This is a genomic window from Aliiruegeria lutimaris, from assembly GCF_900099935.1.
Classification (GTDB): domain Bacteria; phylum Pseudomonadota; class Alphaproteobacteria; order Rhodobacterales; family Rhodobacteraceae; genus Tropicimonas; species Tropicimonas lutimaris.
Window position 1 is genome coordinate 81,479 of record NZ_FNEK01000012.1, and the last position, 16,586, is coordinate 98,064.

Annotated in this window: 15 protein-coding genes and 1 tRNA gene; 6 read left to right on the forward strand and 10 right to left on the reverse strand. The window is 62.0% G+C overall.

What is annotated here, in order from left to right; translation table 11 throughout:
- Positions 1-48 precede the first annotated feature (48 nt).
- Complete coding sequence (locus BLR85_RS07855; protein WP_093153134.1) at positions 49-768, reverse strand: response regulator; 720 nt, start codon at positions 766-768, stop codon at positions 49-51.
- Positions 765-1,277, reverse strand: a complete 513-nt coding sequence (locus BLR85_RS07860; protein ID WP_093153139.1) for a MarR family winged helix-turn-helix transcriptional regulator — start codon at positions 1,275-1,277, stop codon at positions 765-767. The genes BLR85_RS07855 and BLR85_RS07860 overlap by 4 nt, the downstream gene beginning before the upstream one ends.
- A 155-nt stretch (positions 1,278-1,432) precedes the next feature.
- On the opposite strand from BLR85_RS07860, the gene BLR85_RS07865 reads away from it, so the two are divergent.
- Entirely contained in the window at positions 1,433-2,302 is an 870-nt protein-coding gene (locus tag BLR85_RS07865) for a branched-chain amino acid aminotransferase (RefSeq protein ID WP_093153144.1), read from the forward strand.
- A 90-nt stretch (positions 2,303-2,392) separates the two neighbouring features.
- Positions 2,393-2,863 (forward strand): hypothetical protein, encoded by a 471-nt coding sequence (locus tag BLR85_RS07870; RefSeq protein ID WP_139188331.1) that lies wholly within the window; start codon positions 2,393-2,395, stop codon positions 2,861-2,863.
- A 40-nt stretch (positions 2,864-2,903) separates the two neighbouring features.
- On the opposite strand, the gene BLR85_RS07875 is transcribed toward BLR85_RS07870, so the two are convergent.
- The 4 genes from BLR85_RS07875 to mtgA form a co-directional block, all read right to left on the reverse strand.
- A complete protein-coding gene (locus BLR85_RS07875) occupies positions 2,904-3,101 on the reverse strand; it encodes a hypothetical protein (RefSeq protein ID WP_093153155.1) in 198 nt (65 codons plus the stop codon).
- A 66-nt stretch (positions 3,102-3,167) separates the two neighbouring features.
- Complete coding sequence (gene queG / locus BLR85_RS07880) at positions 3,168-4,205, reverse strand: tRNA epoxyqueuosine(34) reductase QueG (RefSeq protein ID WP_093153160.1); 1,038 nt, start codon at positions 4,203-4,205, stop codon at positions 3,168-3,170.
- A gap of 27 nt (positions 4,206-4,232) precedes the next feature.
- A complete protein-coding gene (fzlA, locus tag BLR85_RS07885; protein WP_093153165.1) occupies positions 4,233-4,898 on the reverse strand; it encodes an FtsZ-binding protein FzlA in 666 nt (221 codons plus the stop codon).
- Positions 4,899-4,959: 61 nt separating this feature from the next.
- Positions 4,960-5,712 carry a monofunctional biosynthetic peptidoglycan transglycosylase gene (gene mtgA, locus BLR85_RS07890; RefSeq protein WP_425284468.1) on the reverse strand — a complete coding sequence of 251 codons (753 nt, stop codon included), beginning with the start codon at positions 5,710-5,712 and terminating at the stop codon, positions 4,960-4,962.
- Positions 5,713-5,827: 115 nt separating this feature from the next.
- On the opposite strand from mtgA, the gene BLR85_RS07895 reads away from it, so the two are divergent.
- Complete coding sequence (locus tag BLR85_RS07895; protein ID WP_093153175.1) at positions 5,828-6,331, forward strand: hydrolase; 504 nt, start codon at positions 5,828-5,830, stop codon at positions 6,329-6,331.
- Between the two features lie 66 nt (positions 6,332-6,397).
- Here the strand turns inward: BLR85_RS07895 and gltB are convergent, their stop codons facing one another.
- From gltB to BLR85_RS07910, 3 genes are all read right to left on the reverse strand, one after another.
- Positions 6,398-10,936: a glutamate synthase large subunit gene (gene gltB / locus BLR85_RS07900; protein WP_093153180.1), complete on the reverse strand. Its 4,539-nt coding sequence runs from the start codon at positions 10,934-10,936 to the stop codon at positions 6,398-6,400.
- Positions 10,923-11,627, reverse strand: coding sequence for a hypothetical protein (locus BLR85_RS07905; protein ID WP_139188332.1), 705 nt, complete (start codon positions 11,625-11,627; stop codon positions 10,923-10,925). Before BLR85_RS07905 ends, gltB begins: the two co-directional genes overlap by 14 nt.
- A gap of 80 nt (positions 11,628-11,707) precedes the next feature.
- A complete protein-coding gene (locus BLR85_RS07910) occupies positions 11,708-13,144 on the reverse strand; it encodes an NAD(P)-dependent oxidoreductase (protein ID WP_093153190.1) in 1,437 nt (478 codons plus the stop codon).
- Positions 13,145-13,359: 215 nt separating this feature from the next.
- On the opposite strand from BLR85_RS07910, the gene BLR85_RS07915 reads away from it, so the two are divergent.
- Positions 13,360-14,163: an undecaprenyl-diphosphate phosphatase gene (locus BLR85_RS07915; RefSeq protein WP_093153195.1), complete on the forward strand. Its 804-nt coding sequence runs from the start codon at positions 13,360-13,362 to the stop codon at positions 14,161-14,163.
- Positions 14,164-14,296: 133 nt separating this feature from the next.
- Here BLR85_RS07915 and BLR85_RS07920 read toward each other — a convergent pair whose 3' ends face one another.
- A complete protein-coding gene (locus BLR85_RS07920; RefSeq protein WP_093153200.1) occupies positions 14,297-15,277 on the reverse strand; it encodes a complex I NDUFA9 subunit family protein in 981 nt (326 codons plus the stop codon).
- 182 nt (positions 15,278-15,459) lie between these two features.
- On the opposite strand from BLR85_RS07920, the gene BLR85_RS07925 reads away from it, so the two are divergent.
- Positions 15,460-15,546 (forward strand) — tRNA-Leu (locus tag BLR85_RS07925).
- A gap of 771 nt (positions 15,547-16,317) precedes the next feature.
- Positions 16,318-16,586 (forward strand): transposase (locus BLR85_RS07935; RefSeq protein ID WP_139188333.1); only part of this gene is annotated, 269 nt, incomplete at its 3' end.

A 16,586-nucleotide genomic window follows, 5' to 3' on the forward strand; every position in this document is an offset into this window, starting at 1 on the left:
TGCCGACGGCAGAACCGGCGACATTCTTGCGTCCGGCGCCCGATGCGGTCAGTCCGGTGCCAGCATGTATCCCGCCCCGCGAACCGTCTGCAGGAAGCGGGGTTGCCGTGGGTCGGTTTCGATCTTGCGCCGCAAGCGGGTAATCTGAACGTCCACTGCGCGCTCTTGCGCCTGGTCCCCGTCGCGCCCCAACTCCTCCACCAGCCGCGCCCGGCTGAGCGGTTCGCCCGGATGGGCGGCGAAGATCCGCATCAGCGACACTTCGGTCGCGGTGAGGCGTATCGGCATGTCTCCGCTCCACAATTCCGCCTTGTCCACATCGTAGCGAACGGGCCCGAGATGCAGGATCTTCGGGCCGGCATTGACGCGGGTCTCGCTCGGTACGCGGCGCAGGATCGCGTTGATCCTCAGCAGCAACTCTTTGGGCTCGAACGGCTTGGCGAGGTAATCGTCCGCGCCGGCCTCCAGCCCCTTGATACGGTCCTCGGTTTCGCCGCGGGCCGTCAGCAGAAGGATGGGAGTCGTGATCTTGTTGCGAAGGGATGCGGTCAGGCTTACGCCGTCTTCTCCCGGCATCATCACATCGAGAACGATCAGGTCGAAATCCAGCCCCGACAGCAATCGGCGCGCATGGGCGGCATCGCGGGCGGCGCTCACAAGGAAGCCGTTCCGGATCAGGAACTTCTTCAGAAGCGCCCGGATGCGTTCGTCATCGTCAACAATCAGCAGATGCGCCTCGACCGTAGCGCCCGCCGGAAATTCGCTCATCGACCATTCTCCGTCAGACGTTGATAGCGCCGACGCATGTCCGGGTCCATCATTGCTTCCAGAACCGTGCGGAAGCCCGCAACGGCGCCCGGCCCGGCGGCGCGGAAGGCGTCACGCACGCGCGCTTGCTGCGCGTCGCTCAGTTCGCGTTCCAGTACCAGCCCCCTCTCGGTCAGGAAGAGGTGGCGTTCGCGCTTGTCGCGGGTGCCGACTCGACTCTCCACCAACCCGTCCTCAATCAATGTCCGCAAAACCCGGTTCAACGATTGCTTGGTCACCCCGAGAATGGCCAGCAGGTTGTTCACCGTGGTGCCGTGGCTGCGATGAATGAAATGGATCGCCCGGTGATGCGCCCGGCCATAGCCGCGCTCCTCCAGGATTCGGTCCGGGTCCGAGGTGAAACCCTTGTAGGCAAAGAACATTGCCTCGATCCCCTTGCGCAGCTGTTCATCCGTCAGAAACAGCAACGTTTCCCCATGCTGGCCACTGCCACCGGGTCCTTGCGCCATTGTCTATCTCTCTGTTGTCCTCACAATCACGTTTTATGTCAGCCTTGTTGACATTGCTAGGGCCAACTGCTAGCTGCGGTCAGTTTTTGCGCAACATTACGTCCGAAACGGACATTTTCTGCGCAACTTTCGAAAAAGGCCAAGGAGTAAAAGATATGGCTGGTGCATATGACGATCGAGACGGAGTCATCTGGATGGACGGGAAGCTCGTGCCTTGGCGCGACGCAAACGTGCATATCTTGACCCACGCATTGCATTATGCCTCTGCCGTATTCGAAGGCGAGCGCGCCTATCATGGCAAGATCTTCAAGAGCCGGGAACATTCCGAGCGGCTGATCAAATCCGCCTCGATGATCGATTTCAAGGTTCCCTACTCGGTCGACGAGATCGAGGCTGCCAAGGACCTGATCCTCAAGGAATCCGGTCTTCAGGATGCCTATGTTCGGGCCGTCTCCTGGCGTGGGGCCGGTCCCGACATGGGAGTCGCCTCCGCGCGCAACCCGGTCCGCATGGCGATCGCCGCCTGGGAGTGGGGCGCCTATTACGGCGATGCCAAGTTCAAGGGCGCGAAGCTCGACATCTCCAAGTGGAAGCGGCCCTCGCCGGAGACGGTTCCGAGCCACGCAAAGGCGGCCGGACTGTACATGATCTGCACCATGTCCAAGCATGCCGCGGAGGCAAAGGGCTGTTCGGACGCGATGATGTTCGACTATCGCGGCTACGTGGCCGAGGCGACGGGGGCGAATATTTTCTTCGTCCGTAACGGCGAGGTGCATACCCCGCTGGCCGATTGCTTCCTGAATGGCATCACCCGCCAGACCGTCATCGAGATGCTCAAGAAAAAGGGGATCGAGGTGAAGGAACGCCACATCATGCCGGAAGAGCTGGAAGGTTTCGAGCAATGCTGGCTGACCGGTACAGCCGCCGAAGTCACGCCCGTGGGGCAGATCGGCGACTACACTTTCGAAGTCGGCGCCCTGACGCGGGACATAGCCGAAAGCTACGAGAAGCTGGTGCGGTCCTGATCCGTGCCGCCGGCCCGTTCATCGGGCCGGCACTTTCCTTCCGGTGAAATCTTAATTCCTTCTTGAGATTTGCACGCGATGTTCGCGGCAATGGAACAGACCGCACATCCGCCTCAACAGCGACAGATCTCGATCCTTGCGATCCTTATTGTCGCCATCGCCACCCCGGCGACACTGGCCCTGAGCTATTACCAATTTACGGGAGATCCGACATTTCGTCCGTTGGCACTCACCGTCGAGCGTCTTGTCGCCAGTGGACAGGGCCTTGAGCATATGGATGTTCAGGGTTTCGTGATTACCGGCAAGTCCCAAAGGAGCCGTGAACTCGCCGCCCGCTTCGGACAGAAGCTGGAGCGCGCATTCTATGGCAAAGGGCTGGAGGCGAATATCCGCCTGCACCCGGAGCCTACGGACGGCCCGACGCAGATCATCTTTCTAACAATTGGTGAAACCCACGGCCCGTTCCAGCTTCACGACGCGCCGCAAGCTGTCCGGATCGTGTCCGAGGCCGCAAAACGCCAGCACGATCCGCAATACGTCACGCGCGAGCATAGCTGGTAGCCCGGCCATGCCCGTTCGAGCCGTGGCCGGATGTGTCTGTTCAGGCCGTCATACCACGATCAATCCGCAGGAAGGCCTGGAAGCGCAATGCATCGTTGCAGGGCCCCTTCCTCTTGCGAAGCAGGTATTTCGCGGCCGGGTTGGTGCCCTCGGGGGCAGTCCGGCGCGTCACTTCGGAAAAAGGCTTAACCTGCGAAATCGTCCGACGGCGTTTATGGTCGAGCACGTGCTTGCCCATGCGATCCTCCCTTTCTACGACACCCCGATCATAGCAGATGAACCGGACAACGGAAATTGACACGGATCAGGAAACCCCCGGCAATCTGCTCAAAGCCCAGTTGGCCGCATCCGCGACTGTCGAGTCGGGATCTTCGCACAGGTTTTCTACAATTGCCCGGAAACCGGGCTGGCCGGAATTGCCGATGGCGTAAAGAACGTTCCGCACGAAGCGGTTTCGGCCAATTCGCTTGATCGGGCTGCCGGAAAAACGGGCACGAAAGGCGCTGTCATCGAGCTGGGCGAGCTCGGCGAGCGGCGGCGCGGCGAGATCCCCGCGTGCGGCATAACGAAGATCGCTCGCCTCGACGGCGAATTTGTTCCACGGGCATGCGGCGAGGCATGCATCGCAGCCATAGATTCGATTCCCCATCCGGGCGCGTAATTCCGGATCGACCGGCCCGTGATGCTCGATCGTCAGGTAGGAAATGCACCGCCGCGCATCCATCCGGTAGGGCGCAACAAAGGCCTCTGTCGGACAGGCATCGAGGCAGGCGCGACAGGAGCCGCAATGGTCCTGTTCCGGCTCGTCGGGCTCCAGCTCCAGCGTGGAAAAGACCGAACCGATGAAGAACCAGTTGCCCAGATCGCGGCTGACAAGGTTCGTATGCTTGCCCTGCCAGCCAAGCCCGGCCGCCTGCCCCAACGGCTTCTCGGCCACGGGCGCGGTATCGACGAAAACCTTCACCTCGCCGCCGCCCTCGGCAATCAGCCAGCGCGCCAGCCGTTTCAACCGCTTCTTGACCAGGTCGTGGTAATCCTTGCCGCGGGCATAGACAGAGACCGTCGCCAGTTCCGGGTTGGCGATATTCGCCTCGGGATCTTCCTCGGGCGAGTAGCTTTCGGCCAGCAGGATGATCGAGCGCGCCTCGGGCCAGAGCGCGGAAGGGTCCCCGCGCCACGCCATCCGCTCCGTCATCCAGTCCATCTGCCCGTGAAAGCCACGCTCGACGAATTCCGCGAGCTCTCCCGGCACATGCGCAATCGCATCCGGACGGCAGATCCGCATGAGCGAGAAGCCCTCCGCCACCGCCTGCCGTTCCAGCCGGTCACGCAGGCGGGTCATGGCGCCGGTCCGCGAAGGGGGGCTGTCTCAGAAATCCAGGTCAGCATATTGCTGGGATGGCGGAAAGCCGGGAACCTGGTCGGCCAGAAGTCCGCGGAAGGCCGGGCGGGACTTGATCTTGGCATACCAGTCCTTGACGTTCGCACTCCGGTTCCAGTCGACATCGCTGATGTAGTCAAGCGAGGAGATATGCGCGGCGGCGGCGAAATCGGCGAGCGTCATGTGATCGCCTGCGAGCCAGCGGCGCTGATCCAGCAGCCAGGTCATGTAGTCGAGGTGATACTTGATCGCCCGCGCCCCGGCCTTGACGTTCTTGCTCTCCGGATAGCCCTGCTTGGTGATCTTCTTGTTCACCCGTTCGTATAACAGGTTCGCCGTCACCTCGTGGTGGAACTTGTCGTCGAACCAGGAACACAGACGGCGCACCTCGTAGCGCTCCTTGGCGCCCTTCGGCAGCAGCGCAGGCTCCGGGGCCACGTCCTCCAGGTACTCGCAGATCGGCTGGCTCTCGGCCATGGTCATGCCGTCCATTCGCAGTACCGGGACCTTTCCGGCCGGGTTGCGCCGGAGGAAATCGGGATCTTGTTCCCAATAGCGTTCTTCGACCAACTCCACCTCGATCTTCTTTTCCGCCAGAACCAGGCGCACCTTGCGGCAAAAGGGAGAAAGCGGAACGTGATACAGTCGATTCATCGAGAGCCTTCTGGGAGCGTGAGGGTGGGTCGTCTTTTCTTGCCGTGCCTGCGGGGCATTTTCAATCCTCGAAACAGGCCGCGCGGCCGTCAACGGCAATGGTTGCGGCTCCGTCGGCGATAGAAGCCGCGCGCTTTTTCAGCCAAGGTGTGGGTTTTGCCGCGTCGCGTTGCTTCGGGTTTGGCAGGACGGCGGCAATTCTGGCGGCACGGGTCGCATCCAGATCCCGTGCCGGTATTCCGAAATAGGACTGGGCGGCAGCCTCGGCGCCGAAAACGCCCTCACCCATCTCCGCAACGTTCAGATACACTTCCAGGATCCGGCGCTTGGGCCAGGCCAGCTCCACAAGGGGGGTGATCGTCGCCTCCAGCGCCTTGCGCAACCAACTGCGGTTTTGCCACAGGAATACGTTCTTGACGGTCTGCTGGGTGAGCGTTGAGGCACCCCTCTGGCCACCGTCATCGAGAGCCTCGCGGATCGCGGCCATGTCGAACCCCCAATGGAGGCAGAAATTCGCATCTTCCGCGGCGACAACCGAGCGCGGCATATGAACAGACATCTCTTCGAGCGGCACCCAGACCCTTTCGACCCCGTCCAGACGCCGGGACTCGGTCCAGATCGTATGGGTCGTCGGCGGATTCACGAAGCGGAACAGGATGACGAGGAACAGGACAAGGATGACCGGTGCCCAGAGCGCGCGCCAGATCCACTTCCGCGCGAACAAGGCGGCTTTTACCGGCAGGAGGTCCTGCCGGGAACGACTGGCCTTGCCCTTGGCCTTCGATCTGCTCTTCTTCTGTGCCACGCGTTTCACATGCCGCGCGAGGCCGGCGGCCGTCAAGTCGCTGGCAGTGCCGTCCCGGATTTGACTCGCGTCATGGCGCGGGCAGGCATCATCTGCGAAACTGCGGCGGCAGGAGACGAGAGCCATGCGGACCAATGAACTCCCCCATTTCGACGACAGCGTGAACCCAACGAATTGCTGCCCGAAATTCAATCCCGACGGCTGGGACGGCGCAAAGCTGCATTTCGAGGACAAGCCTTTCCTGAGGGCCGAGACGCAGGCAGCGATGCATGTCCCGGTGAATATGGGCAAGATCTTCAGGCGGGTCGATGAGCATGTCCGCGCCTCGGGCGGCTGGGATACCGGCAACATGATCGTGCTAAGCAAGGACCTGTCGCCCTGGAAGGCGGAACATTACTTTTCCGTGGACCACCCGGTGCCGCAGGAGGAAATGACCACCCTCTCGGGCGACTTCGTCACCCGTGTCTTCGAGGGTCCCTATTCGAAGGCAAAGCAATGGTACGGCGAGATGGAAGAGCTTGCCCGCAGCCACGGCTGCGAGACCAGCGAGATCTTCTTCTACACGACCTGCCCGAAATGCGCGAAGCACTACGGAAAGAACTACGTCGTGGGCGTGGCCCGGATCTGAGCTGTGAAAAGGCACAGGCCGGCCCCGAGGGACCGGCCTGCATTTTCCTGATCTGCGTTGCGCAGATCACTCCGCCGGAATGGCATTTTCCTCGACGCCGAGCGGATGCGGGATGTGCACCAACATTTCCTTCGGGCAGACCTGCACGAAGTGGCGCAGTTCCAGGTCCCAGTGCTGGAGGATATCCGCCGCCTTGACCGACTCCGTTTCGGCCACGTGGCGCTCGATCAGGTCGCGCAGCTCGGCTTCCCAATGCGGATGAGTGACCGGTGCCGTAACCAGCGTCTCCATGTTCATCAGCTCACGCGAACTGCCGTCCGGATCATAGAGATAGGCCATTCCCCCGGTCATGCCGGCACCGAAGTTGGCGCCGATGGAGCCGAGGATCACCGCAACGCCGCCGGTCATATATTCACAACCGTTGGAGCCGCAGCCCTCGATCACGACCTTCGCACCCGAGTTCCGCACCGCGAAGCGCTCGCCCGCGCGGCCGGCGGCAAAGAGATAGCCATCGGTCGCACCATAGAGCACCGTGTTGCCGATGATCGTGTTGTCGTCGGCCTTCAGCGGCGAGTTCATCGGCGGACGCACGACGATGGTCGCGCCCGAAAGGCCCTTGCCGACATAGTCGTTGGCATCCCCCGACACTTCGAGCTTCAGGCCCGGCGCGCCGAAGGCCCCGAGCGACTGGCCGGCAGAGCCGGTCAGCTTCACCGTCAGGTGGTCGGGCTGCAGCGCGTTGCGCATGCCAAAGCGCTGCACGATATGCGAAGAGGTCCGCGTGCCGATGGTGCGGTGCGTGTTCTGAACGGCATAGGAGAGCTGCATCTTCTCCCCGTCCTTCAGGAACCGTGCCGCATCGGCCACGATCTGCGCGTCCAGCGTATCCGGCACCGGGTTCCGCGGCTTCCAGAGGTCGTAGACGATGTCATTGGCGCCATCGACCGTGATCAGCAGCGGGTTGAGGTCCAGGTCGTCCAGATGCGCGTTGCCACGGCTGACCTGCGCGAGCAGGTCGGTGCGGCCGATCACCTCGTCGAGGCTCTTGGCACCAAGCTCCGCCAGGATCTCGCGCACTTCCTGGGCGTAGAAGGTGATGAGGTTCACCACCTTGTCCGCAGACCCGGTGAACTTGTCGCGCAGTTTCTGATCCTGCGTGCAGACGCCGACGGGGCAGGTGTTGGACTGGCACTGGCGCACCATGATGCAACCCATCGCGATGAGCGCGGCGGTGCCGATGCCGTATTCCTCGGCGCCGAGCATGGCGGCGATCACGATGTCCCGACCGGTGCGAAGCCCGCCATCGGTGCGGAGCGTCACCCGGTCGCGCAGCTTGTTCATCGCCAGAACCTGGTGCGCCTCGGTCAGGCCCATCTCCCAGGGGAGACCGGCATATTTGATCGAGGTCGCCGGCGAAGCGCCCGTGCCGCCGTTATGGCCCGATATCAGGATCACGTCGGCCTTGGCCTTGGCCACGCCGGCAGCGATAGTGCCTACACCGGAGGACGCCACGAGCTTCACCGTCACCTTGGCCCGCGGGTTGATCTGCTTGAGGTCATAGATCAGCTGCGCGAGGTCCTCGATCGAGTAAATATCGTGGTGCGGCGGCGGCGAGATCAGCGTCACGCCCTTGGTGGAGTGACGCAGCCGCGCGATAAGATCGGTGACCTTCACGCCCGGAAGCTGGCCGCCCTCGCCGGGCTTGGCGCCCTGGGCTACCTTGATCTCAAGTTCTTCGCAGTGGTTCAGGTATTCGGCGGTCACGCCGAAACGGCCCGAGGCCACCTGCTTGATCTTGGCCGAGGGGTTGTCGCCATTCGGCTCCGGCACGAAATGCGCCGGATCCTCGCCGCCCTCGCCGGAGTCCGACTTGGCGCCGATCCTGTTCATGGCAATGTTCAGCGTCTTGTGTGCCTCGGGGCTCAACGCGCCGAGCGACATGCCCGGTGTCACGAAGCGTTTGCGGATCGACGTGATCGATTCGACCTCCTCGATCGGCACCGGACGGCCGAGCGGCTTGAAGTTCATCAGGTCGCGCAGGTGGATCGGCGGGTTGGCCTGCATCTTCTTCGAGTACTGCTTCCACAGCTCGAAGGAGCCGGTGTTGCAGGCAGATTGCATCATGTGCATCGTCTGCGCCCCCCAGGCATGGGTCTCGCCGGATTTGCGGGCCTTGTAGAAACCACCCAGCGGCAGGATGTCGGTACCGCCACCCCAGCCCTGCTGGTGCACCATCTCGGCCTTGCGCTGGACACCGACGATGCCGATGCCCGAGATGCGGCTGGTCATGCCGGGGAAGTACTCCGCCACCATGGCGCGGGAGAGGCCCACGGCCTCGAAGTTCAGCCCGCCCCGATAGGAGGAGATGACCGAGATACCCATCTTGGACATGATCTTGAGTAGGCCGGCATCGATGGCCGCACGGTAGCGGGCCATCGCCTCGTTGAGCGGGCCATCCAACAGGCCGCGTTCGATGCGGTCTGCCAGGCTGTCCTCGGCCAGATAGGCGTTCACAACCGTCGCACCGCAGCCGATGAGCACGGCAAAGTAATGCGGATCGACGCATTCGGCCGACCGTACGTTGAGCGAGCAGAATGTCCGCAAGCCTTTGCGCGTGAGCCAGGAATGCACCGCAGAGGTGGCCAGGATCATCGGCATCGGAACCTTGTCGTCCGACTGGTAGTGGTCGGTCAGAACGATATGGCCGGCACCGGAGCGCACGGCGTCTTCCGCCTCGGTCCGAATCCGGTCAAGCGCATCGCGTAACGCGTTCTGCTCCCCGCCTGCCGGGAAGGTGCAGTCGATCTCGATCATCGGCGCGTTGAACTCGACAACCAGCTTTTCGAACTGGGCATTGCCGACAAACGGGGTCTCAAGGATCAGGATCTCGGTCTGCGAGCTGTCCTCGTCCAGCACGTTCTTGAGGTTGCCGAAACGCGTCTTCAGGCTCATCACGCGGTATTCGCGCAAGGAGTCGATCGGCGGGTTCGTCACCTGGGAGAAGTTCTGGCGGAAGAAATGGCTCAGTGGGCGGTACTTCTCGGACAGCACGGCCGAAGGCGTGTCATCGCCCATGGAGGCGATCGCTTCCTTGCCATCCTCAGCCATGGGAACGAGAATCTGCTCCAGCTCCTCGACGGAGTAACCAGCCGCGATCTGCCGCTTGCGCAGCTCGGCGCCGGTAAAGACCGGCTTCTCGGTTTCGCCGGCAAGAACGCTGTCGAGTTCGACGACCTTCTCCACCCACTCGCTGAAAGGCTGCGAGGAGGCGAGCTTGTCCTTCAGCTCCTTGTCGTGGAACAGCTTGCTGGTGGACATGTTGACAGCGATCATCTGGCCCGGGCCAAGCGCGCCCTTTTCGATCACGTTGGTCTCGTTCGTCGGCACCATGCCGACCTCGGAACCCGCGATCAGCAGCCCGTCACCCGTCACGACATAGCGCATCGGCCGCAGGCCGTTGCGGTCCAGCCCGCCAACGACCCAGCGGCCATCGGTCATGGCCAGCGCGGCTGGGCCGTCCCAGGGCTCCATGACGGAGTTCACGTAGGAATACATGTCCTGCCAGCTCTGCGGCAGGTCCACGGCCTGCTTGGACCAGCTTTCCGGCACCAGCATGGTCTTGGCCATCGGCGCCGAGCGCCCGGCGCGCACCAGCATTTCGAACACCGAGTCGAGCGCGGCGGAATCCGACGAACCTTGCGGGATGATCGGCTTGATGTCCTCGGCCATCGGTCCGAAGGTCGCGTGCGCCATCCGGATCTCGTGGCTTTTCATCCAGTTGGTGTTGCCCTTGAGCGTGTTGATCTCGCCGTTATGGGCGAGCATGCGGAAGGGCTGGGCCAGCCACCATTGCGGGAAGGTGTTGGTCGAATAGCGCTGGTGATAGATCGCAAAGGCGCTTTCGAAACGCTCGTCCTGCAGGTCCGGATAGAACTCGGCCACCTGTTCGGCCAGCATCATCCCCTTGTAGATGATCGAGCGGCAGGAGAGCGAGCAGACGTAGAAATCCGGTACGCGACGGGTCGATGCGGCCTTTTCGATGCGGCGGCGGATGACGTAGAGCTCGCGCTCGAAGGTCTCCTCGTCCACGCCCTTGGTGTTGGAGATCAGGATCTGTTCGATCTCCGGGCGCGTCGCGTTAGCCTTCTCGCCAAGGCAGGAGATGTCGACAGGCACGTGGCGCCAGCCGTAGATATAGTAACCCATCCGCAGGACCTCGCTCTCGACGATGGTCCGGCAGGCTTCCTGGGCGCCGAAATCGTTCCGCGGCAGGAAGATCTGGCCCACGGCGATCAGCTTCTCCACGTCCGGCTCGTGGCCGGTGCGGCGGATCTGGTCATAGAAGAAGGGCACCGGGATCTGCACATGAATGCCCGCGCCGTCGCCGGTTTTGCCGTCGGCATCGACCGCGCCGCGGTGCCAGACCGCCTTCAACGCGTTGATGCCGTCTTCGACCACCTTGCGGCTCTTCTTGCCGTCAATGGCCACCACAAGGCCAACGCCGCAGGAGGAATGCTCGTCCTCTTCGCGATACATGCCATTCCTGGCCAGTTCCTCGCGCTTGGCCCGTTCGGCCTCGGCCCACGTGTCGTCATAGGTCGTCATTGCGCTTCTCCTTTCGCTGGGCAGAGGCAGGCGGCTGGTAGCCGATCTCCTCCGTCGCGTTGCATCCGTAGAGCGGGGTCATTTCGGTGAACCCCGCCTCGCCGGGGCGGATGAACCGCACCGGGCTGAAATCGTTTTTCATTTCCTCGCCGTCCTGCAGAAAGCTGTCGGCTCCGAGGAAGAACAGGCGCTCTTCGGCCAGCACGTATTGGTTGCCGGCCACGGCAAAGATCTCCTCGCCACTGTCCGCATCCATTGCGGTCGAGGTGTACTCTGTCTCGAGCAGCTCGACGCCGTCGATCACTACCGTGCGTCCGGTCAGCCGGTCCTGGCCCTGGTGAACCACGTCGCGAATGCCCTCGGGGCCTTCCTCCCGGATCACAAAAGCGTAGCTGTCTTGGCCGGTTTCCAGCAATTCCCCGAGCGAGGCCGGGTCCGGAGCGGTTTCGGTCAGGTGCTCGCGAGTGTTTTCCCGGAAGTACTGACTGTCGAGCCACTGGAAATCGGGATCATAGACCGAGAGCGAGTAGATGCCCTCGGAATCGTAATGCACTTCCCAGACCGTGCCCTCCGGCGCCGCCTCGCACCGCCAGTAATGGGAGACGCCGCAACCCTTCTGCTGAACCGTCAGAAAGCCAGCACAGCCCTCGGGCACTTCGATCGAACCAGCCAAGGCGGGAAGGGCAGTCAACGCAGTCGCCCCCGCCAAGCCCAGGAGCCATTTCCGTTCAGTTCGTCCCATGTCAGTCCCTTTGCCGACCGTGCTGAGGGCTATTCCGCCGCCACACCGGTCGCGGCCGTGTCGAAACCGTTGATCATTGCGTCGGCGGCCTCGCGCCCGTCCCGGATTGCCCAGACCACGAGCGAGGCTCCGCGCACGATGTCGCCCACGGCATAAACGCCCGGAATTTTCGTCTCGTGGCTGCGGAAATCGGCCTTGATCGTGCCCCAACGGGTCACTTCGAGCTGAGGCACGCCCCACAGGGAGGGAAGCTCTTCCGGCTCGAAACCGAGCGCCTTGATGACGAGATCGGCCTCTTCGATATAATCGGCCCCTTCGATCACCTCGGGACGCTGACGGCCGGAGGCATCCGGCGCACCCAGGCGCATCTTCTGCACCATCACGCCCGAGACCGGCTCGCCGATGAACCCGTTCGGTGCGGTCAACCATTCGAAGACGACGCCTTCTTCCTCGGCATTCTGCACCTCGCGCTGCGAGCCGGGCATGTTGGCGCGGTCGCGGCGATAGAGACATTTCACGCTCTTGGCGCCCTGGCGGATCGCGGTGCGGACACAGTCCATCGCGGTGTCGCCGCCGCCGATGACGACGACCTTGCGGCCTTCGGCGTTCAACTCGCCATTATCGTATTCCGGAACGGCATCGCCGAAATTCTTGCGGTTGGAGGCTGTCAGGTAGTCGATGGCCCGCACGATGCCATGCGCACCGGAGCCCGGCGCCTGCAGGTCGCGGGACTTGTAGACGCCCGTGGCGATCAACACCGAGTCGTGCTTCTTGCGGACCTCGTCGAAGGAAATGTCCTCGCCGATATTGCAATTGAGCACGAAATCCACGCCGCCCTGTTCGAGCTGCTCGTTGCGGCGCATCACGATGTCCTTCTCGAGCTTGAAGCCCGGAATGCCATAGGTCATCAACCCGCCCGCGCGGTCATAGCGGTCATAAACCGTCACCTGCACGCCAGCACGACGCAGACGGTCGGCCGCTGCCAGTCCACCGGGACCGGCGCCGATGATGCCGACGCTCTCGGTGCGTTCGTTGGCGGGCTTGATCGGCTGCACCCAGCCCTTTTCCCAGGCGGTGTCGGTGATGAATTTCTCCACCGCTCCGATGGTCACGGTGCCGTGCCCGGATTGCTCGATAACGCAATTGCCTTCGCACAACCGGTCCTGCGGGCAGATCCGCCCACAGATCTCGGGGAAGGTGTTGGTCATCTGGCTGACCTGATAGGCCTCCTCCAGTCGGCCCTCGGCCGTGAGCTTGAGCCAATCGGGGATATTGTTGTGCAGCGGGCAATGCGACTGGCAGTACGGAACCCCGCACTGGCTGCATCGACCGGCCTGCTCCTCGGCTTTCGCCTCGGCGAACTCGCCATAGATTTCCAGGAAGTCGTGCGCCCGGTCATCTGCTTCCCGCTTAGCGGGCATCTGCTTGTCCACGGACACGAACTGGAGCATTCGCTGTTTGGCCACTGGCTGCCTCCATAATTCAGTCCGGGCTGAATACACGTCTGGTCTGAAGAAATAAAGTCATAAACGGTGACCTACTTTGCGGATTTTTCGCAGTCACGGGGCTCTTTTTCGTCCGACTTCACTGTAATAGGACAGCTTAGCTGTCATTATTCTGGTCTTTTCATTCAGAATCATCCGGTTACTCTGCCGACGATTTTGATCACGGGCCTGCACCAATGACGCTCTTTCACATCCTTCTGGTCGCTATAATTCAAGGCATTACGGAGTTTTTGCCCGTTTCCTCCTCGGGTCACCTGATTCTCTTGCCAAACCTGACAGGTTTGGAGGACCAGGGCCTGACCATAGATGTTGCCACCCATGTGGGAACTCTGTTCGCCGTCATCCTGTTTTTCTGGGCCGATGTGAAAACGGCCCTCAAGGGTGTTCCCACGCTGCTGCGGGGACGTATCGACACGCCAGGCGCGCGCCTCGCCTTCCTGCTGATCATCGCGACCATCCCCGTGATGGCCATCGGGTTGGTTCTGAAACTGACCGGGCTGGACGAAGCCATGCGCTCCACTGCCGTGATCGGGTGGACGATGCTGCTCTTCGGAATCCTGCTCTACTGGACGGACCAGAAAGGGTCGGAAGACCTGAAAGCCTCCGACTGGTCGCTGCGGCAGGCGTGGATCCTTGGGCTCTGGCAAGCGGTGGCGCTGATCCCTGGCACGTCTCGCTCGGGTATCTGCATCACCGGTGCCCGCCATATGGGGTTTGCCCGTGGCGACGCGGCCCGCATCTCGATGCTCATGTCGATCCCGACGATCATGGCCTCCGGCGCGTTGCTCGGCCTTGATGTCATTGCCGAGGGGAACATGGCGCTTTTGCGGGATGCCTCCATCGCCGCCTGTTTCTCCTTCGTGGCAGCGCTTCTGGCCTTGAGCTTCATGATGCGACTGCTTCGCTCGGTGAGCTTCACTCCCTACGTGATTTACCGGGTCGTTCTCGGAATCGTGTTGCTCGTGATCGCCTACAGCTGACGGAGCCGGAACGGCGGGCCTTGATCTGCGCCCGGCATTCGCCTCAGCGCGGCGCGGCGATCGCAGATCGTGCCTTCCGAATCGAGAAAGGGTCGGCGCGGAGCCGACCCTTTTGATCTGTTTTCGTGAATTCTCAGGCTTTCAGGTTGCCTGCAGATTCCGTCAGTGCTTCGAACTGACCGCCGGGACGGAAACGCCACAGGTAATCCGGCAACACGGCCTTGGCCGCGAGCGGTTCGATCCCGAGATCGGCAAATGTCTTGGCGCCCTCGCTCACGACATTGTCCCGCTTGAGGTTCTTGATCTGGTCGCGTGTCAGCGGTGCCTCGATATTACCGAGGGTGACTTTCTGAAGAATACCGAAGCCGCCGGCCACCAGATTGGCGATCCCGGTTGGCATGTCGTTGATCAGCCGCTCGCGGCGCACGATCTTGAGCATGAGCTTGATCCAGTCCCGGAAGCTCGCCACGTCCGGCCCGCCAAGCTCGTAGATGCCGGGTTCCGCCGCGCCGGTCACCCCGGCCACCGCCGCCTTGGCCACGTCATCGACATAGACCGGTTGGAACTTCGTATCGGCACCGATGATGCTCAGAACCGGGCCGAAGCGGGACATGGAGGCGAAGCGGTTGAAGAATTCGTCTTCCGGACCGAAAATCACCGATGGCCGCAGGATAACCGCGTTCGGCATATGCCGGAGTACGGCTTCCTCGCCGGCGGCCTTGGTGCGGGAATACTGCGATTCGGACGTCGCGTCGGCGCCAATCGCGGAGAGGTGGACCATCGACGTTACGCCGGCTTCCTTCGCAAGGCGTGCGATCCGCTCGGCGCCGTCGATCTGCACCGACTCGAACGTGTTCTTCCGGAACTCGGCGAGGATCCCGACGCAGTTTACCAAGGCATCCGCGCCATGGATCACGTCGCGCACCGAGTCTTCGTCGCGGATATTGCAAGCAACCGGTTCGACCTGTCCGACTTCACCAAAGGTGCGCACGAAAAGGTTCTCGTCGGGGACCCGGGTCGCGACCCGCACCCGCCAGCCTTCCTTGGCCATGCGGCGGGCGATATAGCGTCCTACGAAACCGGAGCCGCCAAAAATCGTGACGAGTTTGGGCATGTAAGTTTCCTCCGTTCGGTGGCTCACGCATCGAGATAGCGCTGAGTCGGCAAACGAACAAGCAGCGATTGCGTCGCGCCACTCTGTCTACTGTCCTGATAAAGGGAGGAGGCGCGAAAAAACTGTCTGATTGGCGTTGACACCTCTCGGCACCGGATATAATCACCGCGCTCACGACACCGGCCCAGGTGGCGGAATTGGTAGACGCGCTAGCTTCAGGTGCTAGTGTCCGTATGGACGTGGAGGTTCGAGTCCTCTCCTGGGCACCAAGTTTTCCCATAAAATTCAATCAAAACAATGTTTTATTGAGATCTATCGCGGATCAGACCCCCAATTAGTCCCCCACTGTTTTCACGGTGAAACTCGCTCTAAGGCTCGGCTGGCCGACGAATACGACGTCGCGCAGGAGTGGGGGGAGGTAAAGCGGCTTGGCGGCGATACGAGCGGTGTAGAATACCACAACACCGCTTCCACCTCCGACCTCGGCTTTAGCCGCGACGAGACCTCCCGCGCGCCCGTGGACGAAGCCCACACGTAGTTACGTCGCACTCTCGCAAACATTCCATCAAATGGAAGGTATCCGTCTCGCTCCCGTGCCAGGCCTTCGCAGCGCTTTCCGGCAATTGTGATGGCAGTACGAGAGGCGTTCGCGATTCTTGATGTTTCCAGATTTTCTATCGTTCTCAGGAACGCCAACGGGAGCTTCTGCGGATTAGGGCGCCCCATTTTCATCACTGATACAGGCGTCCCCCTCTCTGCTCTTAGTGGCGCAGGCAGGCGCGACATTCCAAGCTCCTCGTCAGCGGACTATTTGGCGTCGGCAAAAAGAAAGTGCTCCACTGTTAGCAGGGGCAGCAAAAACCGAAAACCGAGGGAAGGTAATGCGGAAGGGCAAACCCGTAATTGGTTATTGCGGTGGTCGAGCGGAAACCCACCACTTTGAGATAGTCCACTGACTGCGCATTGCCGTCGTGGAGTGCCCCCAATGAAGTGGTCCACCAACTGGGATAGCTTTATCCCGTTTTCAGGAGGACCAAACGATGGCTGGAAAGCGAGACAAACCCGAGGAGATCGTGCTGAAGCTGCGGCAGGTTGAAGTGCTGCAAGGTCAGGGCAGCTCGGTTGCCGATGCCGTTCGCCAGATTGGCGTGACGCAGCAGACCTACTACCGATGGCGCAAGGAGTATGGCGGCATGAGCCGGGATCAACTGAAGCGCCTGAAGCAGTTGGAAACGGAGAACCAGCGGCTCAGGCGCGCGGTATCTGATCTGACGCTGGACAAGATGGTTCTGGCCGAGGCTGCACGGGG